25 protein-coding genes and 1 pseudogene are annotated in these 26,348 nt (G+C 61.0%); 14 read left to right on the plus strand and 12 right to left on the minus strand.

Going from position 1 to position 26,348, the window contains the following annotated elements; genetic code table 11:
* Window positions 1-18: 18 nt before the first annotated feature.
* The gene (locus HCF10_RS06815; protein ID WP_131697903.1) at window positions 19-204 is read right to left on the minus strand and encodes a hypothetical protein; all 186 of its coding nucleotides are present in this window, start codon (window positions 202-204) and stop codon (window positions 19-21) included.
* Window positions 205-290: 86 nt separating this feature from the next.
* Window positions 291-1,139, minus strand: coding sequence for a formyltetrahydrofolate deformylase (gene purU / locus HCF10_RS06820; RefSeq protein ID WP_131697904.1), 849 nt, complete (start codon window positions 1,137-1,139; stop codon window positions 291-293).
* 348 nt (window positions 1,140-1,487) lie between these two features.
* Between purU and mvaT the strand changes: the two genes are divergently transcribed.
* Window positions 1,488-1,862, plus strand: coding sequence for a histone-like nucleoid-structuring protein MvaT (gene mvaT / locus HCF10_RS06825; RefSeq protein WP_003175830.1), 375 nt, complete (start codon window positions 1,488-1,490; stop codon window positions 1,860-1,862).
* Between the two features lie 89 nt (window positions 1,863-1,951).
* On the opposite strand, the gene sbcB is transcribed toward mvaT, so the two are convergent.
* Window positions 1,952-3,379, minus strand: a complete 1,428-nt coding sequence (gene sbcB, locus HCF10_RS06830) for an exodeoxyribonuclease I (RefSeq protein ID WP_131697905.1) — start codon at window positions 3,377-3,379, stop codon at window positions 1,952-1,954.
* A gap of 166 nt (window positions 3,380-3,545) precedes the next feature.
* On the opposite strand from sbcB, the gene HCF10_RS06835 reads away from it, so the two are divergent.
* From HCF10_RS06835 to HCF10_RS06860, 6 genes are read left to right on the plus strand one after another with little or no spacing between them, the layout of a single operon-like run.
* Entirely contained in the window at window positions 3,546-4,238 is a 693-nt protein-coding gene (locus HCF10_RS06835) for an RDD family protein (protein ID WP_131697906.1), read from the plus strand.
* On the plus strand, window positions 4,235-5,215 hold the full coding sequence (locus tag HCF10_RS06840; protein ID WP_131697907.1) for a stage II sporulation protein M: 981 nt from the start codon (window positions 4,235-4,237) through the stop codon (window positions 5,213-5,215). The genes HCF10_RS06835 and HCF10_RS06840 overlap by 4 nt, the downstream gene beginning before the upstream one ends.
* The gene (locus tag HCF10_RS06845) at window positions 5,202-6,722 is read left to right on the plus strand and encodes a DUF4129 domain-containing protein (protein ID WP_167655110.1); all 1,521 of its coding nucleotides are present in this window, start codon (window positions 5,202-5,204) and stop codon (window positions 6,720-6,722) included. The genes HCF10_RS06840 and HCF10_RS06845 overlap by 14 nt, the downstream gene beginning before the upstream one ends.
* Complete coding sequence (locus tag HCF10_RS06850; protein ID WP_131697909.1) at window positions 6,719-7,876, plus strand: DUF4350 domain-containing protein; 1,158 nt, start codon at window positions 6,719-6,721, stop codon at window positions 7,874-7,876. The genes HCF10_RS06845 and HCF10_RS06850 overlap by 4 nt, the downstream gene beginning before the upstream one ends.
* The gene (locus tag HCF10_RS06855) at window positions 7,873-8,868 is read left to right on the plus strand and encodes an AAA family ATPase (protein WP_167655111.1); all 996 of its coding nucleotides are present in this window, start codon (window positions 7,873-7,875) and stop codon (window positions 8,866-8,868) included. Before HCF10_RS06850 ends, HCF10_RS06855 begins: the two co-directional genes overlap by 4 nt.
* Before the next feature lie 7 nt (window positions 8,869-8,875).
* The gene (locus HCF10_RS06860; protein WP_167655112.1) at window positions 8,876-10,207 is read left to right on the plus strand and encodes a DUF58 domain-containing protein; all 1,332 of its coding nucleotides are present in this window, start codon (window positions 8,876-8,878) and stop codon (window positions 10,205-10,207) included.
* A 60-nt stretch (window positions 10,208-10,267) separates the two neighbouring features.
* Here HCF10_RS06860 and HCF10_RS06865 read toward each other — a convergent pair whose 3' ends face one another.
* Entirely contained in the window at window positions 10,268-10,627 is a 360-nt protein-coding gene (locus HCF10_RS06865) for a PilZ domain-containing protein (protein ID WP_131697912.1), read from the minus strand.
* Window positions 10,628-10,852: 225 nt separating this feature from the next.
* Complete coding sequence (locus HCF10_RS06870; protein ID WP_025854787.1) at window positions 10,853-11,227, minus strand: hypothetical protein; 375 nt, start codon at window positions 11,225-11,227, stop codon at window positions 10,853-10,855.
* Window positions 11,228-11,402: 175 nt separating this feature from the next.
* Here HCF10_RS06870 and pyk point away from each other — a divergent pair, with 175 nt between their 5' ends.
* A complete protein-coding gene (pyk, locus tag HCF10_RS06875; protein WP_027605512.1) occupies window positions 11,403-12,854 on the plus strand; it encodes a pyruvate kinase in 1,452 nt (483 codons plus the stop codon).
* A 106-nt stretch (window positions 12,855-12,960) separates the two neighbouring features.
* Here pyk and HCF10_RS06880 read toward each other — a convergent pair whose 3' ends face one another.
* Both HCF10_RS06880 and HCF10_RS06885 read right to left on the minus strand, forming a co-directional pair.
* Window positions 12,961-13,710, minus strand: coding sequence for an enoyl-CoA hydratase-related protein (locus HCF10_RS06880; protein ID WP_167655113.1), 750 nt, complete (start codon window positions 13,708-13,710; stop codon window positions 12,961-12,963).
* A 30-nt stretch (window positions 13,711-13,740) separates the two neighbouring features.
* On the minus strand, window positions 13,741-14,673 hold the full coding sequence (locus tag HCF10_RS06885; protein WP_131697914.1) for an iron-sulfur-binding ferredoxin reductase: 933 nt from the start codon (window positions 14,671-14,673) through the stop codon (window positions 13,741-13,743).
* 218 nt (window positions 14,674-14,891) lie between these two features.
* Here HCF10_RS06885 and HCF10_RS06890 point away from each other — a divergent pair, with 218 nt between their 5' ends.
* The 4 genes from HCF10_RS06890 (at window position 14,892) to HCF10_RS06905 (ending at window position 21,102) form a co-directional block, all read left to right on the plus strand.
* Complete coding sequence (locus HCF10_RS06890; RefSeq protein ID WP_027605509.1) at window positions 14,892-16,415, plus strand: fumarate hydratase; 1,524 nt, start codon at window positions 14,892-14,894, stop codon at window positions 16,413-16,415.
* 105 nt (window positions 16,416-16,520) lie between these two features.
* Window positions 16,521-18,287, plus strand: a complete 1,767-nt coding sequence (locus HCF10_RS06895; protein WP_131697915.1) for a sensor histidine kinase — start codon at window positions 16,521-16,523, stop codon at window positions 18,285-18,287.
* Complete coding sequence (locus tag HCF10_RS06900) at window positions 18,281-19,615, plus strand: sigma-54-dependent transcriptional regulator (protein WP_167655114.1); 1,335 nt, start codon at window positions 18,281-18,283, stop codon at window positions 19,613-19,615. Before HCF10_RS06895 ends, HCF10_RS06900 begins: the two co-directional genes overlap by 7 nt.
* 167 nt (window positions 19,616-19,782) lie before the next feature.
* Window positions 19,783-21,102, plus strand: a complete 1,320-nt coding sequence (locus HCF10_RS06905) for an MFS transporter (RefSeq protein WP_131697917.1) — start codon at window positions 19,783-19,785, stop codon at window positions 21,100-21,102.
* Between the two features lie 116 nt (window positions 21,103-21,218).
* Here the strand turns inward: HCF10_RS06905 and HCF10_RS31280 are convergent.
* Window positions 21,219-21,383: pseudogene (locus HCF10_RS31280) on the minus strand (hypothetical protein); the annotation flags it as partial.
* 83 nt (window positions 21,384-21,466) lie between these two features.
* Between HCF10_RS31280 and HCF10_RS06910 the strand changes: the two are divergent.
* Window positions 21,467-22,099, plus strand: a complete 633-nt coding sequence (locus tag HCF10_RS06910; protein WP_131697918.1) for a flavin reductase family protein — start codon at window positions 21,467-21,469, stop codon at window positions 22,097-22,099.
* A gap of 125 nt (window positions 22,100-22,224) precedes the next feature.
* On the opposite strand, the gene HCF10_RS06915 is transcribed toward HCF10_RS06910, so the two are convergent.
* Window positions 22,225-22,470, minus strand: coding sequence for a hypothetical protein (locus HCF10_RS06915; RefSeq protein ID WP_027605503.1), 246 nt, complete (start codon window positions 22,468-22,470; stop codon window positions 22,225-22,227).
* Between the two features lie 42 nt (window positions 22,471-22,512).
* On the minus strand, window positions 22,513-22,854 hold the full coding sequence (locus HCF10_RS06920; protein ID WP_065925866.1) for an antibiotic biosynthesis monooxygenase family protein: 342 nt from the start codon (window positions 22,852-22,854) through the stop codon (window positions 22,513-22,515).
* A 327-nt stretch (window positions 22,855-23,181) separates the two neighbouring features.
* Between HCF10_RS06920 and HCF10_RS06925 the strand changes: the two genes are divergently transcribed.
* Entirely contained in the window at window positions 23,182-24,111 is a 930-nt protein-coding gene (locus tag HCF10_RS06925; protein ID WP_027605501.1) for an AraC family transcriptional regulator, read from the plus strand.
* A 24-nt stretch (window positions 24,112-24,135) separates the two neighbouring features.
* Here HCF10_RS06925 and HCF10_RS06930 read toward each other — a convergent pair whose 3' ends face one another.
* Both HCF10_RS06930 and HCF10_RS06935 read right to left on the minus strand, forming a co-directional pair.
* Window positions 24,136-25,605: an ATP-binding protein gene (locus HCF10_RS06930; RefSeq protein WP_131697920.1), complete on the minus strand. Its 1,470-nt coding sequence runs from the start codon at window positions 25,603-25,605 to the stop codon at window positions 24,136-24,138.
* The gene (locus HCF10_RS06935) at window positions 25,595-26,329 is read right to left on the minus strand and encodes a response regulator (RefSeq protein WP_024077192.1); all 735 of its coding nucleotides are present in this window, start codon (window positions 26,327-26,329) and stop codon (window positions 25,595-25,597) included. Before HCF10_RS06935 ends, HCF10_RS06930 begins: the two co-directional genes overlap by 11 nt.
* Window positions 26,330-26,348: the final 19 nt, after the last annotated feature.

Raw genomic sequence — 26,348 nt, forward strand, 5'->3', positions numbered from 1 at the left:
GGTATTCGCCGGCGCTGCTCAAGCGTCTTTTTCAGAAGACTCTTGCGGCTCGTCCGGCAATTGCAACTGCTCCCACAGCTGGGCAGCTCCGGGAAAGTCGGTGCCATCCTCGGCATCCAGCGCGTCAGGGTCGTAACGACTCAGACAGCCTTCGCCCAACGTAGCCGGCGCTTTGGACGTGGCTTTATCAAGTGGATCGCGCATCGCCGACTCCTCAATGGCCGACAAAGAAAAAGGGCCTGCAGCGATTTAACGCCCAGGCCCTCCATTCTTCAATCCAAACGCGTTGATCAGAACACGACAGTCTTGTTGCCGTGCACCAGCACGCGATCTTCCAGGTGATAGCGCAGGCCACGGGCCAGCACCATCTTCTCGACATCCCGGCCAAACCGCACCATGTCCTCAATGCTGTCGCTGTGGCTGACACGCACCACGTCCTGCTCGATGATCGGACCGGCATCCAGCTCTTCGGTGACGTAATGGCAGGTTGCGCCAATCAACTTCACGCCACGCAAGGAAGCCTGGTGGTAAGGCTTGGCCCCCACAAACGACGGCAGGAAGCTGTGGTGGATGTTAATCACCTTGCCCGCGTATTCGCGGCACAGCTGCGGCGGCAGGATTTGCATGTAGCGCGCCAGCACGACCACGTCGGCCTCATGCCGCTTGACCAGGCGAGAGACCTCGGCGAACGCCGGCTCCTTGTCCTGCGGGTTGACCGGCACGTGGTAGTAGGGGATGCCATGCCACTCGACCATACTGCGCAGGTCGTCATGGTTGGAGATCACGCACGCGATCTCACAATCCAGCTCGTCGCTGTGCCAGCGGTGCAGCAAGTCGGCCAGGCAGTGGGATTCGCGGCTGGCCATCAACACTACGCGCTTTTTCTGCTCGGTGTCGGTGATGTGCCAGGTCATCGAAAACTCTTCTGCGATTGGCGCAAATGCCTCGCGGAAAGCCTCAAGACCAAAGGGCAGCGTGTCGGCACGGATTTCGTGACGCATGAAGAACCAACCGCTGAGATTGTCCGAGTGATGGCTCGCCTCGGTGATCCAGCCGTTGTGGGAGGCCAGAAAGTTACTGACTTTGGCAACGATGCCGACCCGGTCCGGGCAAGCAATCACCAGCCGAAAAGTGCGCATTAGGGGGGAACTCCAGAACTTCGCAAAGGCCGCCATTCTAGCGATTGTGCAGAAAAACTGCAGTATTCGATGAGCCTTATTCTGATCCCCCGACCTGGTCACATCCCTTAATAGCGCATGGTTTTACCAGCGCTATATGAATGAACAGCGCAAGCTGCGGCAATTATGGAAAAATTAAGCAGGTTATTTGCGGGGTAGCCCCTACTAATTAACTCGATTGCATAGCGCCTTTACAAACATTCAAAGTAATTCACCTAAATGCGCTCTTAAATGTTTACTTGAGGAAACCGCCTGACTATTATTGGGCCACTCTCCCTGTCAATCAGCGTTCTACATAAGGTAGTCCACATGTCTCTGATCAACGAATACCGTGCCACCGAAGAAGCTATCAAAGAGCTGCAAGCTCGTTTGAAGAACCTGTCCCAAGATGACAAACTGAAAACCGAGCTGGAATTCGAAGGCAAACTGCGCACCCTCATGGGTGAATACTCCAAATCCCTGCGTGACATCATCGCGCTGCTGGATCCAGAGTCGAAAGTTAAAGCACCACGTGGCGCCGTAAAAACTACCGGTACCAAGCGTGCTCGCAAGGTCAAGCAATACAAAAACCCGCACAACGGCGAAGTGATTGAAACCAAAGGCGGCAACCACAAAACCCTGAAAGAGTGGAAAGCCAAGTGGGGCGGTGACGTGGTTGAAGGCTGGGCTACCCTGCTGGGCTAAGCTTCGCCTGGTCCGCGCTTGATACGCGACCCATTAAAAACGCCAGCTTGCTGGCGTTTTTTATTGTCCGTCTTTTCTACAAACCGCTATTACCGATTCACACGAGCAGCTAAAGACTCAGCATATCCCTGCCACTGCTCCAGCACCTGCTGCTGAAACGGCGTCGCACTAACGGCCAACTCCTGCCGAGCTAGATTAAATGCCTCAAGGGTATTCGGCGCGCCGAATTCAGGATTTGCCAAACGCTGCTGACAGAAAAGTTTCCAGCGTTGTAGCTCCTCGCTGTTCAGCGTATCGGGGAAGTTACGCGCCCGGTAACGAAACAATAATTCAGGCAAACGGTGATCATCAAAAGGCCACTGCCGGCTGGCTAACTGCGCAGGATCAGCCGCCCGGACTTGCTCGCATAACCGCCGATCACGATCCCCGATAAAACCCTCGTAAAGCTGCTGTTCCGGGTCTGAGCTCGGGGCAAAATCTTCCTCGGCGTAAATGACCGCCAACTTATCGCGCCAAAGTTCCTGTGCGTCAGTTAGCCGCAGGGCCCGCGCCTGGCAAATATCCATATCCAATTGCAGGCGTTCACGGTCCTCGGCCCGCAGTACATTCAAGGGCGCGACCACGGGGCAACGGTTGATATGCACCAACTTGAGCGGCACCGGCAGCTCTCCTTCGGCAAGGTCCTCACGACGGGTGTACAGGCGTTGGCGCAAGGCAGCGGCATCCATGTCCAGCAGCCCCTGGGGTTCGAGCCCAAGGTCGCAGACAATCAGCGCATTACGGTTGCGCGGGTGCCAGGCCAGGGGCAGCACGACACCCAGGTAATGACGCTCGGCAGAAAAACGTCCGGAAATATGCACCATGGGTTGCAGCAAGCGCACCTGGTCCATCACCCGTTGCTTGCTGCGCAGTTGAAACAGCCAGTCGTAAAGCTTGGGCTGCTTCTCGCGCACCAGGCGCGCCAGGGCGATCGTGGCACGCACGTCGGATAACGCATCGTGGGCCTGGCCGTGGTCAATGCCGTTGGCGGCGGTCAGGCGCTCAAGCTTGAGGGTCACGCGCCCGTCCTGCTGCGGCCACTCGATGCCTTCCGGACGCAGGGCGTAGGCAGTGCGAACCACGTCGATCAGGTCCCAGCGGCTGTTACCGCCCTGCCACTCCCGCGCGTAAGGGTCGAAAAAATTGCGATACAGGCTGTAGCGCGTCATTTCATCATCAAACCGCAACGTGTTGTAACCTGCGCCGCACGTCCCCGGGGCCGCCAGTTCGGCATGTACACGGGTCATGAAATCGGCCTCGGCCAGACCTTTTTCCGCCAGTATTACAGGGGTGATGCCGGTGATGGCACAAGCGGCGGGATGGGGCAGGATGTCGTCGCTCGGCTGACAGTAAAGATTGACCGGCGGGCCGACCTCGTTGAGATCGAGATCCGTACGAATGCCGGCAACCTGGAGTGGGCGATCGCTGCGCGGGTTGATGCCGGTGGTTTCATAGTCGTACCAGAAAATGGAGGTCACGGGCTATTCCTGTGCTGAAGATCGACAAAGTCTAGGCGTTCAGTCGTATTCGCGGCCAGCACCAATTACACTGTACAAACATCCAGCAAAACCTTGGGTAGTTGCTTCCATCGCCGACACTGTTAGCATCCGTGTCTCCAGCCGCTCTGCACTGCCAAGGATCGCGATGCCATCAGCCCCATTGGATACCCTCTACCAGATCGAGACCCCGGAGGGCATCGACCTGCCGCTGCGCCCAGCCGGACTGGTGTCACGGGCGCTGGCATTTGCCTTCGACCTCGGCGCACGCGCAGTGATCATGGGCGTGCTGCTGGTGCCGTTGGCGCTGCTCGGCAATATTGGTATCGGCCTGGGGTCGCTTTTGTTGTTCCTGGTCAGTTGGTGGTACATGGTGCTGTTCGAGGTACTCAACCAGGGCTGCTCACCGGGCAAACAGGTCATGGGCTTACGGGTCGTGCAGGACGACGGCACCCCCATAGGCTGGTCGGCGTCGCTGATCCGCAACCTCCTGCGGTTTGTCGACATGCTGCCTTTCGGCTACTTTCTCGGCGCAATCAGTTGCTTGCAACATCCTCACTTCAAACGCCTTGGCGACCTGGCCGCTGGCACCTTGGTGGTCTACCGCGAACAGCCTCTGGCACGTCCCCAGGTACCTCAAGCTGCGGCACTGCGCTTGCCGTTTGCCCTGGACCTGAGTGAGCAGCGAGCGATTCTTGGCTTCGCGGAACGCCAGGGTGAACTGTCCGCCGAACGGGTACACGAGCTCGCCTCGATCCTTGCAACGCCGCTGCAAGTATCCCCGGCCCGCGCCGTGGAGCAACTCAATGGTGTGGCCCGTGGCCTGTTGGGGCCGACATGAAGCAGAGTCTCTTCGAAAGCCGTTACCAGCACCAATGGCAATCCTTTGCCGAACAGCTGAAGTTGTTGGAGCACGGCAAGGCCAAGGCCAGTGACATGGCCGATTTCCCTCATCAATACCGGCGTCTATGCCAGCACCTGGCCCTCGCCCAGGAACGCGGCTACAGCAGTTACCTGGTGGACCCCCTGCAACAACTGGCATTGCGCGGCCATCAACAACTGTATCGCCACCGCAGCCAATTGGCGGCGAATCTGCTGAGTTTCATCCTGGCCGACTTTCCGCGACTGGTACGAGACCAGTGGCGTTTCGTGTTGATTGCCAGCCTGCTGTTCTTTGGCAGCCTGCTGGGCATTGCCCTGCTGGTCTATCTGTTTCCCGACCTGATCTACAGCATTGTCAGCCCCCAGCAGGTGGCCGAGATGCAGAGCATGTATGACCCCGAAGCCAGCCGGCTGGGGCGTGCTGCCGAACGTGCTTCGAGCGAAGACTGGATGATGTTTGGCTACTACGTAATGCACAACATCGGTATCGCCTTTCAGACATTTGCCGCCGGTTTGCTGTTCGGCCTGGGCAGTGTGTTTTTCCTGATATTCAATGGGCTGATCATCGGCGCGATTTCCGGGCACCTGACCGAAATCGGCTATGGGCAGACCTTCTGGTCATTCGTCATCGGCCATGGGGCCTTTGAGTTGACGGCCATTGCACTCGCCGGTGCCGCGGGCTTGCAACTGGGCTGGGCGTTGATCGCCCCGGGGCAACTGACCCGTGGCGAATCCCTGCGGCTCGCAGCTCGCAAGAGTGTGCAACTGCTGTGCGGTGTCATGGTGTTCCTGCTGATCGCGGCATTTATCGAGGCCTACTGGTCTTCCACCACCCAGATCGCCCCTTGGGTCAAATACCTGGTGGGCGCTGCACTTTGGCTGCTGGTGGCGGCTTACCTGACCTTTGCCGGACGGACTCGCCATGCGCCTGAGTAATGCCAGCGTGGCGATTCGACCGCGTACCGCATGGGAGGCCATGGACCTTGGGGTATTAATGGCCCGGGAACATCGCCTGCTGTTGATGAGCAGTTGGGCGCTGGTGACCCTGCCGGTTTTTGCCCTGCTTACCGCGTTGCTATGGAAGTACCCATCCGCAGCCATGTTCCTGTTCTGGTGGTTCAAACCGGCCTTCGACCGCTTGCCTCTATATATCCTCTCCAAAGCCCTGTTCGGCGAAACGCCCAGCCTTAAACAGGCTGTGCGCGAATGGCCAAGACTGCTTAACCACCAACTGCTGGCCAGCCTGACCTGGCGCCGACTTAGCCTCAGCCGTAGTTTTGTAATGCCGGTCAGCCAGCTCGAAGGTTTGGACGGCCAGGCGCGTCAGAAACGCCTGGGCGTGCTGCAGCAGCGCAATGCCGGTGCCGCGCGGTGGTTGACCACCGTTGGGGTGCACCTGGAAATCGGGTTGTGGTTCGGCTGCATGGCACTGTTCTATCTATTCATTCCGCAACAACTTGAACTGGATTGGGATTGGCAACGGTTGGCGCTGGCGACGGGCTCCGAGGGGGTCTGGCTGGAACACTTGAGCAATGCCTTCTACGCCTTGATCCTGGTGTTTTGGGAGCCCATCTATGTCGCCTGTGGTTTCAGCCTTTATCTCAATCGTCGCACCCTACTGGAGGCGTGGGACTTGGAACTGGTATTCCGCCGCCTGCGCCAGCGCCTGAGCAGTGCAGCGCCGCTGTTAATGCTGTTAATCGGACTGACCTTGCTGTCATTCAACCCGCCCGCCATGGCGGATGAAGCCAAACCACTGCCCCCCCAAAGCGCAAGCCAATCCATCAAGTCGCTGCTGGACAAGCCTCCCTTCAAAAATCCGGAAACCGTCACCCGCTATCGCTTTGGCGAAGAAAAACCCGTCGTTAAAAACAAGGCACACAGTGACGGCAAACTTCCGGCATGGCTGCAGGCACTGCTGGACAACCTCAACAGCAATACTTTCAAGCCTGTCGCCCAAGGCCTGGAAGTACTGTTATGGAGCCTGCTGATCGGTGGCGTGGCTCTGCTGGCATGGCGTTATCGGGACTGGTTGCGCACCTTTGTCAGCCTGCGCGGGGCACGTACACCCAAAGCGGCGAAGCCATCACCCGCACAATTGTTCGGCTTGGAGCTGGGCACCGAGACACTGCCCGAGGATATCGCCAGCACTGCCGAGCAACTCTGGTCTACCCAGCCACGGGAAGCCCTCGGCCTTTTGTATCGTGGCCTGCTGAGCAGGTTGTTGCATGATTTCAACCTGCCCCTTAAAAGCGCCGACACCGAAGGTCAGGTCCTGCAACGCATTCACCAGTTGCAGCAGCCGCAGTTACTGGCCTTCAGTGATGAATTGACTCGGCACTGGCAAAACCTTGCCTATGGCCACCACCTCCCCCCGGTCTCAGCCCAGCAGAAATTGTGCAACGATTGGCGTGCCCTGTTCAGTTCGGGAGGCGCCCAATGAACCGGCCATTACTGTGGGTGGGGCTACTGATGGCGTGCCTGCTTGGAGCGGGCGGCTTTTACGCTTGGAGCAAAGCGATCCCCTATGAAGAAGTGGTGGACCGCGGCCCCTCCCCGGAAGCCATGGCCAACCCTTACCTGGCGGCCGAACACTTTCTGCGCCAGCAAGGCCTGGCCGTGGAACACGCCAATGGCCTGGAACGCCTGACTACACTGCCTGCCAAGGGCAACAGCCTGTTGTTACTGGGCGAGCGCGGCAACATGTCGCCTCGCCAGGTAGGGCAACTCCTGGACTGGGCCAAGTCCGGCGGCCATCTACTGGTAGTCGCCGAGGCCCTGTGGGACGAAGAAGCCGGCAAGAGCGGCGACATGCTGCTCGATCGCCTGCATATCCACCAGGCCCTCAGCGATGAACCTGATGACCCCGCACCGGCCCGCAAAAACAAAGCACCGGACCTGACCAAACTCTATGTCGACAACGACACCGCCCCGGCCTATTTCAGTTTCGACACCGACTTCAATCTCATCGACCCCAAGCACCAGGCACAATTTTCAGCCAATAGCGCCAGGTCGAGCCACTTGATGCAACTCGATGTCGGACAAGGCCGCGTCACGGTGATCACCGACAGCGACCTGTGGAAAACACCGGCTATTGGCAAACACGACAATGCCTGGCTGCTGTGGTACCTGGCCCAGGGCACTGCCGTGACCTTGTTGTTCAACAGCGACGTGGATGACCTGTTCACCTTACTGCTGCGTTATTTCCCCCAGGCGTTGGTGGCGCTCATTGCCCTGATTGCCCTGGCACTCTGGCAGGCAGGTATGCGCCAGGGCCCAATCCAGGCGCCCGCCCCCAAGGCACGCCGGCAATTGCAGGAGCACCTGAAAGCCAGTGCCGACTTCCTGCTGCGTCGCAGCGGCCAAGGCACACTATTGCAGGCCTTGCAGCGCGACATCCTGCGCGCCGCACGGCGGCGTCATCCCGGCTTTGAACATCTCGACAACACGGAACAGGGGCGAGTACTTGCCCACCTGACGCGCCAACCCTCTCACGTCATCAGCCAGGCCCTCGGCCCACTCCCGGCAAAACGGCTTTCCAGTGCCGATTTCAGCCGGCAGGTGGCGTGCCTGCAAACCCTCAGGAATGCCCTATGAGCGAATTTCCCAGCGCTAACACCCTGCCCGGCGACTCTCTGCAACGTGCCAGCCAGCAGGCCCAGGCCCTGCGCCTTGAACTGCGCAAGGCGGTGATCGGGCAGGATCAGGTGATCGATGATGTACTCACCGCGCTGATCGCCGGCGGCCACGTATTGCTCGAGGGTGTCCCCGGGCTGGGCAAGACCTTGCTGGTACGTGCCCTGGCCCGTTGCTTTGACGGCGAATTCGCGCGGATCCAGTTCACCCCGGACCTGATGCCCAGCGATGTCACCGGCCACGCGGTGTACGACCTGCACACCGAGCAGTTCAAGCTGCGCAAGGGACCAGTATTTACCCACTTGTTGCTGGCCGACGAAATCAACCGCGCCCCGGCCAAGACCCAGGCTGCCCTGCTCGAAGCCATGCAGGAACGGCAAGTCACCCTCGAAGGCGAGGCGCTGCCCATCGGCCAGCCGTTCATGGTACTTGCCACGCAAAACCCCATCGAACAGGAAGGCACCTATCCCCTGCCGGAAGCGGAACTGGACCGTTTCATGCTCAAGGTACGCATGGACTACCCCGATGCTCAGCAGGAACTGGATATGGTGCGCGAAGTGACGCGCTCATCACGGGCCGACATGCTGGATGTGCAACCGTTGCGCACCGTGCTGAAGGCCGAAGACGTGCTGCAACTGCAACGGATCGCCAGTGAACTGGCCCTGGATGAACACGTGCTCGACTATGCCGTGCGCCTGGCGCGAGCAACCCGCAGCTGGCCGGGACTGGCCATAGGCGCCGGCCCGCGAGCCTCCATTGCCCTGGTACGCGGCGCCCGCGCACGGGCCTTGTTACGTGCAGGCGAGTTCGTCACACCGGACGACATCAAGGGCTGTGCCCTGGCGGTACTGCGTCATCGGGTACGTCTTGCGCCAGAACTGGATATAGACGGGCTGGAGGTCGACCAGGTGCTCAAGCAGTTGCTGGACCAGATTCCGGCCCCCCGGCAATGACCCGTCCATGAAACCGACCCGTCTGCTATTAGCCTGGCTTAGCGTACTGCTGGGTTTGAGCATCCTGCTGGGCGCTGCGGCAGCCTTGCAGTTCAAGGTACCCGACACCTTGCACTCAATAGCGTGGGGCTTGCTCCTGGCGCTGTTGCTGCTGGCCATGCTGGACGCACTGCGTCTGCGCCGCCGACCCTCGCCACGCGTGCACCGGCAGATGCCCGGCAGCCTGGCGCTGGGCCGCTGGGGCGAAGTACGCCTGTCCTTGGAATATGACTACCCACAAGCGCTGACGGTGCAGGTGTTCGATCACGTCCCCGATGGGCTAAGCGTGGAAAACCTGCCCCAGTCCATCGAATTGCGCCCTGGTGAACGCAGTGAGCTGGGTTATCGCCTGCGCCCCTTGCGGCGTGGGCATTTCACGTTCAGTCGCTGCGAAATCCACCTGCCCAGTCCATTGGGGCTCTGGTCTGCAAGGCGCTTTATCGACGCCGAGGATGCCACCCGCGTCTATCCGGATTTCGCCCGCCTGTACGGGGCACAACTGCTGGGTGTGGATAACTGGCTGAGTCAACTGGGGGTACGCCAACGGCAACGACGAGGATTGGGACTGGAGTTTCATCAGTTGCGCGAGTTTCGTGAAGGCGACAGCCTGCGGCAAATCGATTGGAAAGCTACCGCGCGGCAACGTACCCCCATCGCCCGGGAATATCAGGACGAGCGCGACCAGCAGATCGTGTTCATGCTCGATTGCGGCCGCCGCATGCGCAGCCAGGATGACGAGCTGTCCCATTTCGACCACGCCCTCAATGCCTGCCTGCTCCTCAGTTATGTGGCCCTGCGTCAGGGCGATGCGGTGGGGTTGTGCACCTTTGCCGCTGACCCGCCCCGCTACCTGGCGCCGGTCAAGGGCAGCAGCCAGTTGAACCTGTTACTCAATACGGTCTATGACCTGGACACCACCCGCCGAACCGCCGACTACCAGGCAGCAGCCAGCCAACTGCTGGCCCGGCAGAAACGTCGGGCATTGGTCATTATTGTCAGCAACCTGCGCGATGAAGACGATGAGGCGCTGCTCTCCGCCGTCAAGCGCATCAGTCGCCAACATCGGGTGCTGGTGGCGAGTATGCGTGAGGAAGTACTCGATCGACTGCGCCAATCCCCCGTACAAACCTTGCCCGAAGCCCTGGCCTACAGCGGTACTGTCGACTACCTCAATACTCGGGATGAATTGCATGACCGCATGAACGCCCACGGCCTGTCGCTGTTGGATACGTTGCCATCAGAAATGGGCGCGGCCCTGGTGACACGCTACCTGGGCTGGAAGAAAGCCGGAGTATTCTAAAAAAAGCGCACGACTGCGGCAGGGACAGTAGCTCCCGGCCGCATCGACGACGCGCTGCTTCTAGGCCGAAGCCTGCAAGGGATCAAAACTGAAGTACTGCAACAGCACGTTGATCAGTTGCCCATACTCCTGGGGAGCCTCAAGCACGCTGAACCCGGAATCGTAGTGCTGCGGGTTGATATCTTCATGGCTCCACAGGCAGGTCGCCGTGATGTCGATGGCATGGAACGTGTCGCCAGCTCCGGGTATCTTCAAACACAACTCGAAATCCACATTGACCATCATCGGTAACTGGCTGATCAACATCAGCCCGTCTTCAGAGACGTTACCCAAAAAACCTATGGGTTTGTCGGTGACGCGGTTAAATACTTGCAGGAAATACGGTAGTTGATGCCGCTCGATCCGTCGGTCGGTAAACATGGTGAGATCGCCATCCAGTGGCCATGACTCTGGCCGTGCCAGTGATTCGGAACGAGCGCAATTGCTCGCTCTCCCTGGATCTCGGTGTGACAACGGACAACATTTTGTCACTCGACAGCTGCCGAATCCGGGCCCTGCATCCGTTCGAATAGAAACTTGTACAAACGAACATTGAAAGAATAGCCCAAGACTGGCAACGGGCTAGTGGTTGAATGACGAATGCCATCACAAAGAGGCGGGCCGCGGCTGTGCCACGCTCGCACCGGGGTAATGACCCAGTTGTTGCAAGGTGTCCAGCCTCGCGCGGGCACGGTAGGCGTACTCGCTCGACGGGTATTGGTTAATGATGAATTGATAGGTTTGCACGGCGTCGACGAACAGTTTCTGGCGTTCCAGGCATTGCCCGCGCAACATCGAAACTTCCGGTTGTACATAACGCCGTGTACGGCTCTCGCGGTCGACCTGGGATAGTTCCAAAGTGACGCGCTCGCAATCACCGACCTTGTACGCACGGTAGGCATTGTTCAAATGGTGGTCCATCGACCAACGGGTGCAGCCGACAACACTGACGGCCAGGGCAGCAATGAGCAAAATTCGCATGAAGGTTCTCCTGTCTTGTGCAGTGTATCGACCCCTCGTCAAAAATCTTCAAGGATGTTCATCTATTCAACCGGCGCGAAAACAAGCGAATCGTCGATAAGTAGTGCAAACGAACAATGACTACAACCAAAGAGCATAGTAGCCTTCCTCAGCGCTTGAACTCAGGAGTCTGTGCATGTCCGTCCGTCGTACCAAAATCGTCGCCACCCTTGGCCCGGCCAGCAACTCGCCGGAAGTCCTCGAACAGCTGATTCTGGCTGGTTTGGACGTTGCCCGTCTGAACTTCTCCCACGGCACCCCGGACGAGCACAAGGCTCGCGCCAAGCTGGTGCGTGACCTGGCCGCCAAGCATGGCCGCTTCGTCGCACTGCTGGGTGACCTGCAAGGCCCGAAAATCCGTATCGCCAAATTCGCCAACAAGCGTATCGAGCTGAAGATCGGTGACAAGTTCACCTTCTCCACCAGCCACCCGCTGACCGAAGGCACCCAGGACGTCGTGGGTATCGACTACCCGGACCTGGTCAAGGATTGCGGCGTCGGTGACGAGCTGCTGCTGGACGACGGTCGCGTGGTGATGCGCGTCGACACCGCTACCCCGACTGAATTGAATTGCACGGTGATCATCGGCGGTCCGCTGTCCGACCACAAAGGCATCAACCGTCGCGGCGGTGGCTTGACCGCCCCAGCCCTGACTGAAAAAGACAAGGCCGACATCAAGCTCGCCGCTGAGATGGAAGTGGACTACCTCGCCGTGTCCTTCCCGCGCGACGCCGCCGATATGGAATACGCCCGTAAACTGCGCGACGAAGCCGGCGGTACCGCCTGGCTGGTGGCGAAGATCGAACGCGCCGAAGCCGTGGCCGATGACGAAACCCTCGACGGCCTGATCAAGGCGTCCGACGCCGTGATGGTTGCCCGTGGCGACCTGGGTGTGGAAATCGGTGACGCCGAACTGATCGGTATCCAGAAGAAGATCATCCTGCACGCCCGCCGCCATAACAAAGCGGTGATCGTCGCGACCCAGATGATGGAGTCGATGATCCAGAACCCGATGCCGACCCGCGCCGAAGTGTCCGACGTGGCCAACGCCGTGCTCGACTACACCGACGCCGTGATGCTCTCGGCCGAAAGTGCCGCCGGCCCGTACCCACTGGAAGCCGTGCAGGCCATGGCGCGTATCTGCGTCGGTGCCGAAAAGCACCCGACCAGCAAGACCTCCAGCCACCGCATCGGCAAAGTGTTCGAAAGCTGCGACCAGAGCATCGCCCTGGCAGCCATGTACACCGCCAACCACTTCCCGGGCGTGAAGGCGATCATCGCCTTGACCGAAAGTGGCTACACGCCGTTGATCATGTCGCGTATCCGTTCTTCGGTGCCGATCTACGCGTTCTCCCCGCACCGCGAAACCCAGGCCCGTGCGGCCATGTTCCGTGGCGTGTACACCGTACCGTTCGACCCGGCGTCGTTGCCGCCCCATGAAGTCAGCCAGGCAGCCATCGACGAGCTGATCAAGCGCGGCGTGGTGGAGAAAGGCGACTGGGTTATCCTGACCAAGGGCGACAGCTACCACACCATCGGCGGCACCAACGGCATGAAAATCCTGCACGTTGGCGACCCAATGGTCTGAGTGACAGGCTGAGAAACAAAAGCCCTGCCATGTGAATGGCGGGGCTTTTTGCTTTCCGTGTGGCAGGGAGCACGTCGAATCGTCGCACCGCCCCTCCCACATCTGGTTAACGCCTATCCATAAACCCCGACAGTGCCGCAATCGCTTCCGGTGACTTCAAGCGCTGCACAAACAGCGCCCCCTCCTCCTCGATCACTTGCCGTAACTGCTCACGGTCCACGCTCTTCATCAACTGCTTGCTCACCTGGACCGCCCCCGGCGCCAGGGCTTCAAAGCGCTCGGCCATCTCCCGTGCCTTGGCCAACGCTGCCTCGCCGCTGCCTAACGCTTCGGTGGCCATCCCCCACGCTGCCGCTTGTTCGCCAGTAAAACCCTCGCCCAACAACAGCAGTTCAGCCGCCTTCGCATGCCCCAGCAAACGCGGCAGGATCAGGCTCGCCCCAAACTCCGGACACAGCCCCAAATTGACGAATGGCATGCGCAACCGTGCATCGCGGCTGATGTACACCAGGTCGCAATGCAGCAAAAGGGTCGTGCCGATACCCACCGCCGCACCCGCTACGGCTGCGATCACCGGCTTGCGGCAGTTGAGCAGGCTTTTCATGAAGTGAAACGCCGGGCTGTCGAGGTCGCTGGGCGGTTGTTCGAGAAAATCGCCGATGTCGTTGCCGGCGGTAAAACACCCGCTGCTGCCCTGGATCAGCACGGCGTTGATGTCCGGGTCCGCGTCGGCCTGCTCCAACGCCTGGGCCAATTGGCTGTACATGGCTCGGGTCAGGGCGTTTTTCTTGTCCGGGCGATTGAGCTGCAGGGTCAGCAGCCCGCGCTCGCGTTGCAGCAGGATGGCGTCGGTCATGGCGAATCTCACGGCAGTGGAATTCAGCACTCAACCACGGGACAGGAACACATCGGCCAGCAGTTGATTGCGCGGCAGTCCCGCCAGGAACAGGCGCTTGGAGAAGGCCTCGACGCTGACAGGATGCCCGCAGAGTAAGGCCAGCGTTTGCCGGGAAACAAGCCGCAGTTGCGCCAATGCCTGGGCAGACTCGGCCGCAGTCCACAGCTCCACCGTCAGGTTCGGATGACGCGCAGCCAGCTCGGCCAGGGGCCCGGCCAGGTAATGACCGTCGGCATCATGGGCCAGGTGAATCAGGCGGATGGCGCCCTGGTGATCCTGGCGCAACGCCTCGCGCAGCACACCCCACAAAGGGCCCAGGCCGGTACCGGAAGCCAGCAGCCACAGCGGCCGGGATTGCCAGTCGGGATCGTATTGCAGTGCGCCGCCACGCAATTCTCCCAGGCGCAGGCGATCACCCGCCGACAATGCTCGCGCGGCATCGCTGAATGCGCCGGGCTGCCGGCAATCGATATGAAACTCCAGGAAAGCATCCTCCTGAGGCAGGCTGGCCAGGGAGTAAGGCCGTGCCACCTGCCCGGCCCATACCACCAGGTGCTGCCCGGCGCGATACCGCAACCCGCGCTCCGGTTGCAGCCGCAAGCGCAGCACCGAGGCACTCAACCAATCGGCACCCACCACCTGGGCCGGCAAACCGTCACGCAGCGGGTCGAACGCTTCGACCTGCAGATCGCCGATCACCTGGCACTGGCACGCCAGGCGCCAGCCCTCCTGGCGTTGTGCCGGGCTCAGGGCATCGGGCTGCTGGTCCTCGACCTCACCCTGGCACCGCACCAGGCACGCATGACAACTGCCGGCTCGGCAGCTGTAAGGCACGGCCACACCCGCCTGGTTCAAGGCATCCAGCAGGTTGCTGCCGGTGGCTACCGACCAATGGCGTTCGCCGACGTACAGTTCAGGCATGGAAGGACTCAATCACAAGGGGTGCGCACAGGGAATCATGCCTGCGACAGTTTGACCATAGTCGGGTGTATCGGCCACCGTGCCGGGTTATACTGCCGCGCCTTTTTAGCGTCGCGCCTGCACCACTTGGCGTGCCTTGGAAAGGTGGACTCAGCCGACCGATGCACCCCCACTGAGCCCACCTTTATTGAATGTTCCCTTATAGAGGAGCGCGACTCATGACCGTGATCAAGCAAGACGACCTGATTCAGAGCGTTGCCGACGCCCTGCAATTCATTTCCTACTACCACCCCGTTGACTTCATCCAGGCGATGCACGAGGCCTACCTGCGCGAAGAATCGCCGGCAGCCCGTGACTCCATCGCGCAGATCCTGATCAACTCGCGCATGTGCGCCACCGGCCATCGCCCGATCTGCCAGGACACCGGTATCGTCACCGTGTTCGTGCGCGTGGGCATGGACGTACGTTGGGATGGCGCCACCATGGGCCTGGACGACATGATCAACGAAGGCGTGCGTCGCGCCTACAACCTGCCGGAAAACGTCCTGCGTGCATCGATCCTGGCCGACCCGGCCGGCGCACGCAAGAACACCAAGGACAACACCCCGGCCGTGATCCACTACTCCATCGTCCCGGGTAACACCGTGGAAGTGGACGTGGCGGCCAAGGGCGGCGGTTCCGAGAACAAGTCGAAAATGGCCATGCTCAACCCGTCCGACTCCATTGTCGACTGGGTGCTCAAGACCGTTCCGACCATGGGCGCCGGCTGGTGCCCACCGGGCATGCTCGGCATCGGCATCGGCGGCACCGCCGAGAAAGCCGCGGTGATGGCCAAGGAAGTGTTGATGGAATCCATCGACATCCACGAGCTGAAAAAGCGCGGCCCGCAGAACCGTATCGAAGAGATGCGCCTGGAGCTGTTCGAGAAGGTCAACCAACTGGGCATCGGCGCCCAGGGCCTGGGTGGACTGACCACCGTGCTCGACGTGAAGATCATGGACTACCCGACCCACGCCGCTTCGCTGCCGGTGTGCATGATCCCCAACTGCGCCGCCACCCGTCACGCGCACTTCGTGCTCGACGGTTCGGGCCCGGCGTCGCTGGAAGCGCCTCCGCTGGACGCCTACCCGGAAATCGTCTGGGAAGCCGGCCCATCGGCCCGTCGTGTCAACCTCGACACCCTGACCCCGGAAGAAGTGCAGAGCTGGAAGCCGGGCGAAACCGTGTTGCTCAACGGCAAGATGCTCACCGGTCGCGACGCGGCGCACAAGCGCATGGTCGAGATGCTGAACAAGGGCGAAAGCCTGCCGGTGGACCTCAAGGGTCGCTTTATCTACTACGTCGGCCCGGTTGATCCGGTGCGCGAAGAAGTGGTTGGCCCGGCTGGCCCGACCACCGCGACGCGGATGGACAAGTTCACCCGTCAGATCCTCGAGCAAACCGGCCTGCTGGGCATGATCGGTAAATCCGAGCGCGGCCCTACCGCGATCGAAGCGATCAAGGACCACAAGGCCGTGTACCTGATGGCCGTGGGCGGCGCCGCTTACCTGGTGGCGCAAGCCATCAAGAAGTCGCGCGTGGTTGCCTTCGCCGAACTGGGCATGGAAGCGATCTACGAGTTCGACGTAAAAGACATGCCGGTCACCGTTGCGGTGGACAGCAAGGGCGAATCCGTCCACATCACCGGTCCTGCCATCTGGCAGAAAAAGATCAGTGAAAGCCTGGCGGTAGAAGTGCAGTAAGCACTTTCCCGCAAGGATAAAGGCGACTGCGGCCCCATGGCCCAGTCGCCTTTTTTATGGCTCATGCTATGGTGCACTCCCCTTACCGTGCCTGCCTATCACCGTATGATCGTGATCCCTCGTCCCCTGCGCCTGACCTTCTATTCCCTGCTGATCATCGCCGGTGCGTTACTGGCCGCTGCCTTGGCCACGCGCCATGCCGAACGCCAGGCATTGGTGGACGATGCGGCACGCGCCAATCAGCAACTGGCGCTGTACGCCAATTCCCTGCACACCCTGATCGAACGCTACCGCGCCCTGCCCGCCGTGCTGGCGCTGGACTCGGAGATGATCAACGCGCTCAAAGGCCCGTTGGACGCCAGCACCCAGGACCTGCTCAACCGCAAGCTCGAACGCATCAACGGTGCAGCCCAGTCCTCCACCCTGGAACTGATGGACCGTACAGGCCTGGCCGTGGCCGCCAGTAACTGGAACTTGCCGAGCAGTTACGTCGGGCATAACTACGGGTTTCGGCCGTATTTCAGCCAGACCAAGAGCCAAGGCACCGGTCGCTTTTACGCGGTAGGCGTGACCACAGGGATTCCGGGCTATTTCCTCTCCAGCGCGGTGCTCGATGAACACGAGCAGTTCCTTGGTGCCATGGTGGTGAAGCTGGAGTTCCCTGAGCTGGAGCGCGAATGGGCCCAGGGCAATGACCTGTTGCTGGTCAGCGATGCACGCGGCATCGTGTTTATCGCCAACCAACCGGGCTGGCGTTATCGCAACCTGCACCCGTTGTCGGCCAGCGACCTCGCCGAACTCAAGGCCACCCGCCAATACGACAAGAAACAACTGCAGCCGCTGGACACCCAAACGTTGCAACGTTTCGACGAAAACAGCCACCTGATGCGCGTCAACGGCCCGGATGGCAACGCCAATTACATCTGGGAGTCCCTGCCGCTGAAGGCCGAGGGCTGGACCCTGCACCTGTTGCGCAAACCCCAGTTCGCCTTTGAAGACCAACGCAACGCCGGCCTCGCCGCCGCCGGTTCCTGGCTGGCACTGGTGTTCCTGGCGCTGTTCCTCAGCCAACGCTGGCGCCTGGCCCGTTTACGCCAGCGCAGCCGCGAAGAACTCGAACAGCTTGTGGAGGAGCGCACCCAGGCCCTGCGCACCGCCCAGGATGGCTTGGTGCAATCGGCCAAGCTGGCGGCGCTGGGGCAGATGTCCGCCGCCCTCGCCCATGAGATCAACCAGCCACTGACCGCCCAGCGCATGCAGTTGGCGACCCTGCGGTTACTGCTGGACCACGGTCGGGTGGACGACGCCTACAAGGCCCTGACCCCGCTGGACGATATGCTCACACGCATGGCCGCGCTGACCGGCCACCTCAAGACCTTTGCGCGCAAAAGCCCCAGCGGCCTGCGCGAACGCCTGGACCTGGCCACCGTGGTCGACCAGTCCCTGCACCTGCTCGATGCACGCTTGCGTGATGAAGCCATCGGCACCGTGCTGGACCTGGCCCGCCCCGCCTGGGTACGTGGCGATGCGATCCGCCTCGAACAGGTGCTAATCAATCTGCTGCGCAACGCCCTCGACGCCATGGCCGACAAACCACGCAAGCGCCTGGAAATCCGCCTGCACGCCGATCAGCAACTGTGGCAACTCACGGTCAGCGACAGCGGCGGCGGGATTGCCGAAGAGCACCTCAACAGCGTGTTCGACCCGTTCTTCACCACCAAGCCGGTGGGCGACGGGCTCGGCTTGGGTCTGGCAGTTTCCTACGCTATCGTGCACGAATTGGGCGGTCGCCTGGTCGCCAGTAACCGTGGCGACGGCGCGGTATTTACCCTGACCTTGCCTATCGCGCTGGAGACACCCGACTTATGTTGAACGCGGTGATTGTGGTCGATGACGAAGCCAGCATTCGTACGGCCGTCGAGCAATGGCTGAGCTTGTCGGGGTTCGAGGTGCAGTTGTTCAGCCGCGCCGAGGCCTGCCTGGCGCAACTGCCCAGGGACTTTCCCGGGGTCATCCTGAGCGACGTGCGCATGCCCGGACTCAGCGGCCTGGAGCTGCTGGCCGAAGTGCAACGCCGTGACGCCGACCTGCCGGTCATCCTGCTGACCGGGCATGGCGATGTACCGATGGCCGTCGAAGCCATGCGCGACGGCGCCTACGATTTCCTGGAAAAACCCTTCAGCCCCGATGCCTTGCTCAACAGCCTGCGCCGCGCGCTGGACAAGCGCAGGCTGATCCTCGAAAACCGCCGCCTGCACCAACAAGCTGATCATCGGGCGCAGCTGGAATCGAGCCTGCTCGGTGTGTCCCGTGGCTTGCAGAACCTGCGCCGGCAGGTGCTCGACCTGGCGAGCTTGCCGGTCAACGTCCTGATCCGTGGCGAGACCGGCAGCGGCAAGGAGCTGGTCGCCCGCTGCCTGCATGACTTCGGCCCACGCGCGAAAAAACCGTTCGTGGCGCTCAATTGCGCGGCGATCCCCGAGCAGTTGTTCGAGGCCGAACTGTTCGGTCACGAAAGCGGCGCCTTCACCGGCGCCCAGGGCAAGCGTATCGGCAAACTGGAGTACGCCCATGGCGGCACGCTGTTCCTCGATGAAATCGAAAGCATGCCCCTCGCCCAGCAAGTGAAGCTGTTGCGCGTACTGCAGGAGCAAAAGTTAGAGCGGTTAGGCTCCAACCAGAGCATCCACGTGGACTTGCGCATTATCGCCGCCACCAAGCCGGACCTGCTGGAAGAAGCCCGCGCCGGGCGCTTTCGCGAAGACCTGGCCTATCGGCTCAACGTTGCACAACTGCGCCTGCCGCCCCTGCGCGAGCGCCGCGAAGACATTCCGCTGCTGTTCGACCACTTTGCCCAAAGCGCCGCCGAGCGCCTGGGCCGCAGCGTCGAACCGCTGAGCGGCGTGCAACTGGGGCGCCTGCTCAGCCATGACTGGCCGGGCAATGTGCGCGAGTTGGCCAACGTCGCCGAACGTCAGGTGTTGGGCCTTGGCGAGCCGGAGCCAGAAGGGATCGAAGCCGGGCAATCGTTGGCCGCGCAGCAGGAGGCGTTCGAGGCCCATTGCCTGAAGGCTGCATTGACCCGGCATAAAGGCGACATCAAGGCGGTGCTGTCGGAGTTGCAACTGCCACGGCGCACCTTCAACGAAAAGATGCAGCGCCATGGGTTGGCCAGGGACATGTTCCTGAAAGATGAATGAGCGGATTTCCGCTCATCCCCCTAAAAAACATCAGCGACTTTCCGCTCAAAATAAACCCCAGACCCTTCTAGACCGGACCTTCATCTATCTGGCACAGCTCCTGCTATAGCCCCAGCCAGGCTGCGCTCGCGCCGCTCCATAAAAACAACTAGATGAAGGATCCTTCAATGGATAACTCCAACACCTTGCCTCTGGGGTCGGCGGCCGCGCCGGCTAAAGAACGCTCCACCTCCAGCCGGATCAAATCGATCTTCAGCGGGTCGGTCGGCAACATGGTCGAGTGGTACGACTGGTACGTCTACGCCGCTTTCTCGCTGTACTTCGCCAAAGCCTTCTTCCCGAAAGGCGACACCACCGCCCAATTGCTCAACACCGCCGCGATCTTCGCCGTGGGCTTCCTGATGCGCCCGATCGGTGGCTGGCTGATGGGCCTGTACGCCGACCGTGCGGGTCGTAAAGCGGCACTGATGGCTTCGGTCCTGTTGATGTGCTTCGGCTCATTGATCATCGCCCTGAGTCCCGGTTACGAAACCATCGGCGTCGGCGCGCCGATCCTGCTGGTATTCGCGCGTCTGCTGCAAGGCTTGTCGGTCGGTGGCGAATACGGCACCTCGGCCACCTACCTGAGTGAAATGGCGACCAAGGAACGTCGCGGCTTCTTCTCCAGCTTCCAGTACGTGACCCTGATCTCCGGCCAGCTCATCGCCCTGGCGGTACTGATCGTGCTGCAACAAGTGCTCACCACCGAGCAACTGTACGACTGGGGCTGGCGTATCCCGTTCGCCATCGGCGCCCTGTGCGCAGTGGTCGCGCTGTACCTGCGTCGCGGCATGGAAGAAACCGAGTCGTTCACCAAGAAGGAAAAAGCCAAGGAAAGCGCCATGCGCACCTTGATGCGCCACCCCAAGGAACTGATGACCGTGGTCGGCCTGACCATGGGCGGTACCCTGGCCTTCTACACCTACACCACCTACATGCAGAAGTACCTGGTGAACACCGTCGGCATGAGCATTTCCGACTCCACCACCATCTCGGCGGCAACGCTGTTCCTGTTCATGTGCCTGCAACCGATTGTCGGTGGGCTGTCGGACAAAGTCGGCCGTCGGCCGATCCTGATCGCCTTCGGCATCCTCGGCACCCTGTTCACCGTGCCGATCCTCACCACCCTGCACACGATCCAGACCTGGTGGGGCGCGTTCTTCCTGATCATGGCGGCGCTGATCATCGTCAGCGGCTACACCTCGATCAACGCAGTGGTCAAAGCTGAACTGTTCCCGACCGAAATCCGCGCCCTGGGCGTGGGCCTGCCGTATGCGCTGACCGTGTCGATCTTCGGCGGTACCGCTGAATACATCGCGCTGTGGTTCAAGAGCATCGGCATGGAAACCGGTTACTACTGGTACGTGACCGCGTGTATCGCGGTGTCGCTGGTGGTCTATGTGACCATGAAGGACACACGCAAGCATTCGCGGATTACCACGGACTAACGGTTGAATGCAGTAACAAATGTGGGAGCGGGCTTGCCTGCGATGGCGGTGGACCAGCCAGGGTTGTATTAGCTGAAACACTGCCATCGGGGGCAAGCCCCCTCCCACATTTTGAATCAGGACACCTCTGCTACCGGGCTCCGGCCATACCGACGCTGTGCATACGACGCCCCGGCAATCACCACCACCAGCACCGCCGCCAATACCGCCGATGATCCAATGGTGCCGAAATTCCACCCGCCCTTTTCATGGGGCCTGGTCAGGAAGTCGCCCAGGGTCGCCAAATTCCATAGGATCGATGGAAATTCGTCGCCGTGGATTGCACTATGGCGGCCTCCCAGAACCCCGCAGCAGGAGCCCGGCCATGTCTGACGCTATCCACTTCTACGAACCGGCCAACGGCCACGGCCTGCCACACGACCCGTTCAATGCCATTGTCGGGCCACGGCCGATTGGCTGGATTTCATCCCACGACAGCAACGGGCGCCTGAACCTGGCGCCCTACAGTTTCTTCAATGCGTTCAACTACATTCCGCCGATCATTGGGTTTTCCAGCGTCGGGCGTAAAGACAGCCTGAACAACATCGAACAGACCGGCGAGTTTGTGTGGAACCTGGCCACCCGCCCGTTGGCCGAGCAGATGAACCAGAGCTGCGCGGCCGTCTCGCCGGATGTGAATGAGTTCGAGCTGTCCGGCCTGACGCCGGTGGCGTCGAAAATCATTGGCGTGCCGCGGGTGGGCGAGAGCCCGGTTTCGTTCGAGTGCAAGGTGACGCAGATCATCCAGCTGCAGCGCGCTGACAAACAGCTGGTACCAAGCTGGCTGGTGCTGGGCGAGGTGGTCGCGGTGCACATTGCCAAGTGGTTGCTCAAGGATGGGGTGTACGACACCGCCGCCGCCGAGCCGATTTTGCGCGGTGGCGGCCCGGCGGATTACTTCCAGCTGGGGCCGGAGGCGTTGTTCAAGATGTACCGCCCAGGCGCCAGCAAACCCTGACTGAAATACAGTCAAAAAGTGGGAGAGGGCTTGCCCCCGATGGCAATGGCACATTCAACCTCTTTGTTGACTGACACACTGCTATCGGGAGCAAGCCCCCTCCCACATTAGATTGTCAGCGTTGTTCAGCTGGCGGCGCTCGCCCAGGTCAGTTGACCCTCTTCATCCACACCGATCAACCGTTCAAGCTGCACGGTGGCTGCATCATCGGCATCGGAGGCGGTCTTGAACGTCTGTCCATCCAGGATCTTGTGAAACTGCGGTGCGCCCATGCCATCCAGTGCCTTGACGGCGACGGCGGCGCTGTAGCCCCCTTCACCCGGTACTACGGCGGAAACGGCTTCGTGGTGGGCAAATTGTTTACGTGCCATGTTGCAGGTCCTGGCCAATGGAAAAGTGGGCCATTCTAACCATTAACCGGCCAGTTGCAGGTACTCGCCGTAAGCATTGGCGGCAGAGGCATCGGTGAAGGTCTGGAAGTCCATGCTGCGCACGACCATGTCGTTCAACAGCTCGGTAAAGATCATCAGGGCCGGCGAGTTGAAGTAGGCGCTCATCGCCTGCTCGCTGCTCCAGAAACCCGAGATCAACCAGACATCGGGATCGACCTGGGAATGCTGCAACGAGAACTGCAGGCAACCCTGAGCCTGACGGCCCGGTTCGATCAAACTGCTCAAGCGTGCACCCAGTTCGGTGCTGCACCCGGTGCGGGCGCGGATAAAGGCCATATGGCTCGCGGGAATGGGGGTGGACATGTTCGACTCTCCCGTTGAGAAGTGATGCTCGGCAAGCACTGTGAGGGCGTGTTGCCACAGGATCAAAGATAACGGCGCGGGTGCGGGCGCGGTTAGTCAATTCCTGCAGGCTTATTGCACAATCCTGCGAGAAGCGTAGACAGGACGTTCGGCCCGCCGGTTTATTCCACAGACCAACGCCTTATTTCAGGGAGTTGACAGCCCCGGCGCTTGCCTGATTCACGCGGTGTCGCAGGATCAGGCAAGGATTGTGCAGAATCGACCTAACACTGTTTGAAAAGCCGCCGCTAAGCTGAGCCCATCAAAAAAGCATGCAGAGGACGCCTTATGCCGTCGCCCGAACATCAGTCCATGCCCCTCGACGCCGAGACGGAAAAACAGCGCGCCGAGCTGGCGAGCATCGTGCATCGCCATACCTGGGAAGACGGCTCCTATGGCACCGCGATTACGTCACTGTTCCTGAACCGCCACAACACGCCGCGTGACTTCATGCCGGTGCTGGTGGAGCCTGCGTTGTGCATCCTCGCCAACGGCAGCAAGGAAGTGCGCCTGGCCGACGAAATCTTTGCCTACGACCCGCTCAATTACCTGGTGTTCTCGGTGGCGATGCCGGTGGCCGGGCGGATCATCGATGCCACGCCGGAAGATCCGAACCTGTCAGTGCGCATCAATATCGACCCGGCGCAGCTCACCGCCTTGATCGCCGAGGCCGGCCCCATGGGCGTGCCCACGCGCCCGACATCGCGCGGGATGTATGTGGACCGCATCGACCCCCAGTTGCTCGACGCCGTGCTGCGCCTGGCGCGCCTGCTGGATACGCCCAAAGACATCGCCATGCTGGCGCCGCTGATCAATCGTGAAATTCTCTACCGCCTGCTGCGCGGGCCGCAGGGTTATCGCCTGTATGAAATTGCCGTGGCCAATAGCCAAAGCCATCGCGTCAGTCAGGCGATCAAGTGGCTCAATGGCAACTACGAACAACCGTTGCGCATCGATGACCTGGCCAAGGAAGTGAACCTCAGCGTCTCGACCCTGCATCACCGTTTTAAGGCGATTACGGCCATGAGCCCGCTGCAGTACCAGAAACAGCTGCGTTTGCAGGAGGCACGTCGGCTGATGATTGCCGAAGGGCTGGAAGCGTCGGCGGCAGGGTATCGGGTGGGGTATGAAAGCCCGTCGCAGTTCAGCCGGGAGTACAGCCGGTTGTTTGGGGCACCGCCGTTGAGGGATTTGGCCAGACTGCGCCAAAGCGTCTGACCCACATTTGCCCAACCGTGTTTTTCAGTCCAGGGTCCGGGGCAATTGCAACGTCACCCGCAAGCCCCCCTCACGCAGATTCTGCAAGCTCACTTCACCGCCATGGCTGTGCGCGATGTTACGGGCAATACCCAAGCCCAAACCGTAACCCTGCTGCTGGCCGGCCAGGCGAAAGTGCGGTTCGAAGACCTGTTCCAGGCGCTGTTCCGGCACACCAGGGCCTTCATCGTCGACGTGCAGGATGAACTCTGCGCCATCGTCCTCGATACGCAAATGGGCGTTCTGCCCATACTTCAAGGCATTGTCGATCAGGTTGCCGATGCAGCGCTTGAGCGCCAGCGGCTTACCTGGGTAAGCCGCCACCGCTGCGCCGTCCAAGGTGACCCGGCCGTTACCGTTGGGCGCCACATAAGGCTCCACCAGGCATTCGAGCACATGGTTGAGGTCGACCGGCTGGATGTTCTCGTGGATATCGGTGTCTTTCACACATTGCAGCGCGCCTTTGACCAGCAACTCCAACTCATCCAGGTCACGGCCGAACTTGGTTTGCAGGTTCTCGTCTTCGAGCAATTCCACGCGCAGGCGCAGGCGGGTAATCGGTGTGCGCAGGTCGTGGGAAATTGCGCTGAACAACTGGCTGCGCTCCGTGAGGTAACGGCTGATGCGTTCGCGCATGGCATTGAACGCGCGGCCCACTTCCACCACTTCGCTGCCGCCGCCTTCGGCCACCGGCTCCACATCGGCGCCCAGGGACATGTCCCGCGCCGCCCGCGCCAGGCGCTTGAGCGGCCGGCTTTGCCAGTGCACCAGCAGGCCGATGAACAGCAGCAAAAAGCCGCTGGTCAGCACGATAAACCACACCTGCTGGGACGGCAGGCCCTGTTCTTCCAGGCTGGTGTAGGGCTCGGGCAACAGCGAAGCAATGTACAGCCATTCGCCGGGGGCGAGTTCGATCTGGGTCACCAATACCGGCGGGTTGACGGGTTCCAGGGTCAGCGCGTAATGCGCCCAGGAGCGCGGCAACTCATCCAGTTTCAAGCCGGCGTTGAAGATGCGCAGGTCTTCAGCGCTGACGAACTCCACCGAGATTGGCACGTTGGCGCCCAAGGTCTGGCGCAGCACTTCATCCACGGCCACCAGCACCGCCTGTTTACGCGGGGTTTGCGGCAGCACTTGCATGTCCAGTGGCCGGTCATTGAGGGTCACGACAAAACGGGTGCCGCCCATGCTGCGCAACTGGTCAAGGACCAACGGCCGATAGGCCACCGGCAACGAACGGAAATAACTCACACTGGCGGTCATCGAGTGCGCCAGGCTACGTGCGCTGGTGACCAGGCCTTCGAGCTGGGTGGCACGCAACTGCGAAACCCAGATCACGCTGGACAGCGCCTGGGCGAACAGCACCGCGAGCAAGGTCAGCAGCAACATGCGCCCCAGCAATGAGCGCGGGACCGGGAAGCGGCGGCGACGCTCGGTCAGCAGTTCAGTGGGCATTGCCGGCAACCACGCTGGCTGCCAGTTGATAACCGCTGCCGCGCACGGTGCGGATCAGCCTCGGGGGTTTTTCGGTATCGCGCAGGCGTTGACGCAGGCGGCTGACAGCCATGTCGACGATCCGGTCCAGCGGCATCAGGTCACGGCCACGGGTGGCGTTGCCGATGGTGTCGCGGTCGAGAATCTGTTGCGGGTGATCGAGAAACAGCTTGAGCAGGGCAAAGTCGGCACCGGAGAGGATCACCTCTTCGCCATCCACGTGGAACAGCCGGTGACTGATCATGTCCAGGCGCCATTCATCGAACACCAGCACATCGCCATTTCCGCTGCGCTCCTGGCCGAACTGGCAGCGACGCAACAGGGCTTTGATCCGTGCCTGCAACTCGCGGGGGCTGAACGGCTTGCCGATATAGTCGTCGGCCCCCAGTTCCAGGCCGATCACGCGGTCGGCTTCGTCGGAACTGGCGGTGAGCATGATGATCGGCACCTGCGCCTGGCGCGGGTGCTGGCGAATCCAGCGGCAGAGACTGAAACCATCTTCGTCCGGCAGCATCACATCGAGGATGACCAGGTCGCACGGTGCCTCGTTCATCGCCTGGCGGAACCCCGCGCCATCCGGCACGCCACGCACCTGGAAACCGGCGCGACTGAGGTAGGTTTGCAGCAATTCGCGGATTTCCTGGTCGTCATCGACGAGGAGAATCGATTTACTGATTACGCTCACGGGGTCCTCCTTGTTGTTA

The organism is Pseudomonas sp. B14(2022), from assembly GCF_012030485.1.
GTDB lineage: Bacteria > Pseudomonadota > Gammaproteobacteria > Pseudomonadales > Pseudomonadaceae > Aquipseudomonas.

Bases quoted from the DNA above. Each gene is read 5' to 3' on its own strand.
- HCF10_RS06815 (WP_131697903.1), bottom strand. From the start codon at position 204: ATGCGCGATCCACTTGATAAAGCCACGTCCAAAGCGCCGGCTACGTTG.
- purU (WP_131697904.1), bottom strand. From the start codon at position 1,139: ATGCGCACTTTTCGGCTGGTGATTGCTTGCCCGGACCGGGTCGGCATC.
- mvaT (WP_003175830.1), top strand. From the start codon at position 1,488: ATGTCTCTGATCAACGAATACCGTGCCACCGAAGAAGCTATCAAAGAG.
- HCF10_RS06835 (WP_131697906.1), top strand. From the start codon at position 3,546: ATGCCATCAGCCCCATTGGATACCCTCTACCAGATCGAGACCCCGGAG.
- HCF10_RS06840 (WP_131697907.1), top strand. From the start codon at position 4,235: ATGAAGCAGAGTCTCTTCGAAAGCCGTTACCAGCACCAATGGCAATCC.
- HCF10_RS06845 (WP_167655110.1), top strand. From the start codon at position 5,202: ATGCGCCTGAGTAATGCCAGCGTGGCGATTCGACCGCGTACCGCATGG.
- HCF10_RS06850 (WP_131697909.1), top strand. From the start codon at position 6,719: ATGAACCGGCCATTACTGTGGGTGGGGCTACTGATGGCGTGCCTGCTT.
- HCF10_RS06855 (WP_167655111.1), top strand. From the start codon at position 7,873: ATGAGCGAATTTCCCAGCGCTAACACCCTGCCCGGCGACTCTCTGCAA.
- HCF10_RS06860 (WP_167655112.1), top strand. From the start codon at position 8,876: ATGAAACCGACCCGTCTGCTATTAGCCTGGCTTAGCGTACTGCTGGGT.
- HCF10_RS06865 (WP_131697912.1), bottom strand. From the start codon at position 10,627: ATGTTTACCGACCGACGGATCGAGCGGCATCAACTACCGTATTTCCTG.
- HCF10_RS06870 (WP_025854787.1), bottom strand. From the start codon at position 11,227: ATGCGAATTTTGCTCATTGCTGCCCTGGCCGTCAGTGTTGTCGGCTGC.
- pyk (WP_027605512.1), top strand. From the start codon at position 11,403: ATGTCCGTCCGTCGTACCAAAATCGTCGCCACCCTTGGCCCGGCCAGC.
- HCF10_RS06880 (WP_167655113.1), bottom strand. From the start codon at position 13,710: ATGACCGACGCCATCCTGCTGCAACGCGAGCGCGGGCTGCTGACCCTG.
- HCF10_RS06885 (WP_131697914.1), bottom strand. From the start codon at position 14,673: ATGCCTGAACTGTACGTCGGCGAACGCCATTGGTCGGTAGCCACCGGC.
- HCF10_RS06890 (WP_027605509.1), top strand. From the start codon at position 14,892: ATGACCGTGATCAAGCAAGACGACCTGATTCAGAGCGTTGCCGACGCC.
- HCF10_RS06895 (WP_131697915.1), top strand. From the start codon at position 16,521: ATGATCGTGATCCCTCGTCCCCTGCGCCTGACCTTCTATTCCCTGCTG.
- HCF10_RS06900 (WP_167655114.1), top strand. From the start codon at position 18,281: ATGTTGAACGCGGTGATTGTGGTCGATGACGAAGCCAGCATTCGTACG.
- HCF10_RS06905 (WP_131697917.1), top strand. From the start codon at position 19,783: ATGGATAACTCCAACACCTTGCCTCTGGGGTCGGCGGCCGCGCCGGCT.
- HCF10_RS06910 (WP_131697918.1), top strand. From the start codon at position 21,467: ATGTCTGACGCTATCCACTTCTACGAACCGGCCAACGGCCACGGCCTG.
- HCF10_RS06915 (WP_027605503.1), bottom strand. From the start codon at position 22,470: ATGGCACGTAAACAATTTGCCCACCACGAAGCCGTTTCCGCCGTAGTA.
- HCF10_RS06920 (WP_065925866.1), bottom strand. From the start codon at position 22,854: ATGTCCACCCCCATTCCCGCGAGCCATATGGCCTTTATCCGCGCCCGC.
- HCF10_RS06925 (WP_027605501.1), top strand. From the start codon at position 23,182: ATGCCGTCGCCCGAACATCAGTCCATGCCCCTCGACGCCGAGACGGAA.
- HCF10_RS06930 (WP_131697920.1), bottom strand. From the start codon at position 25,605: ATGCCCACTGAACTGCTGACCGAGCGTCGCCGCCGCTTCCCGGTCCCG.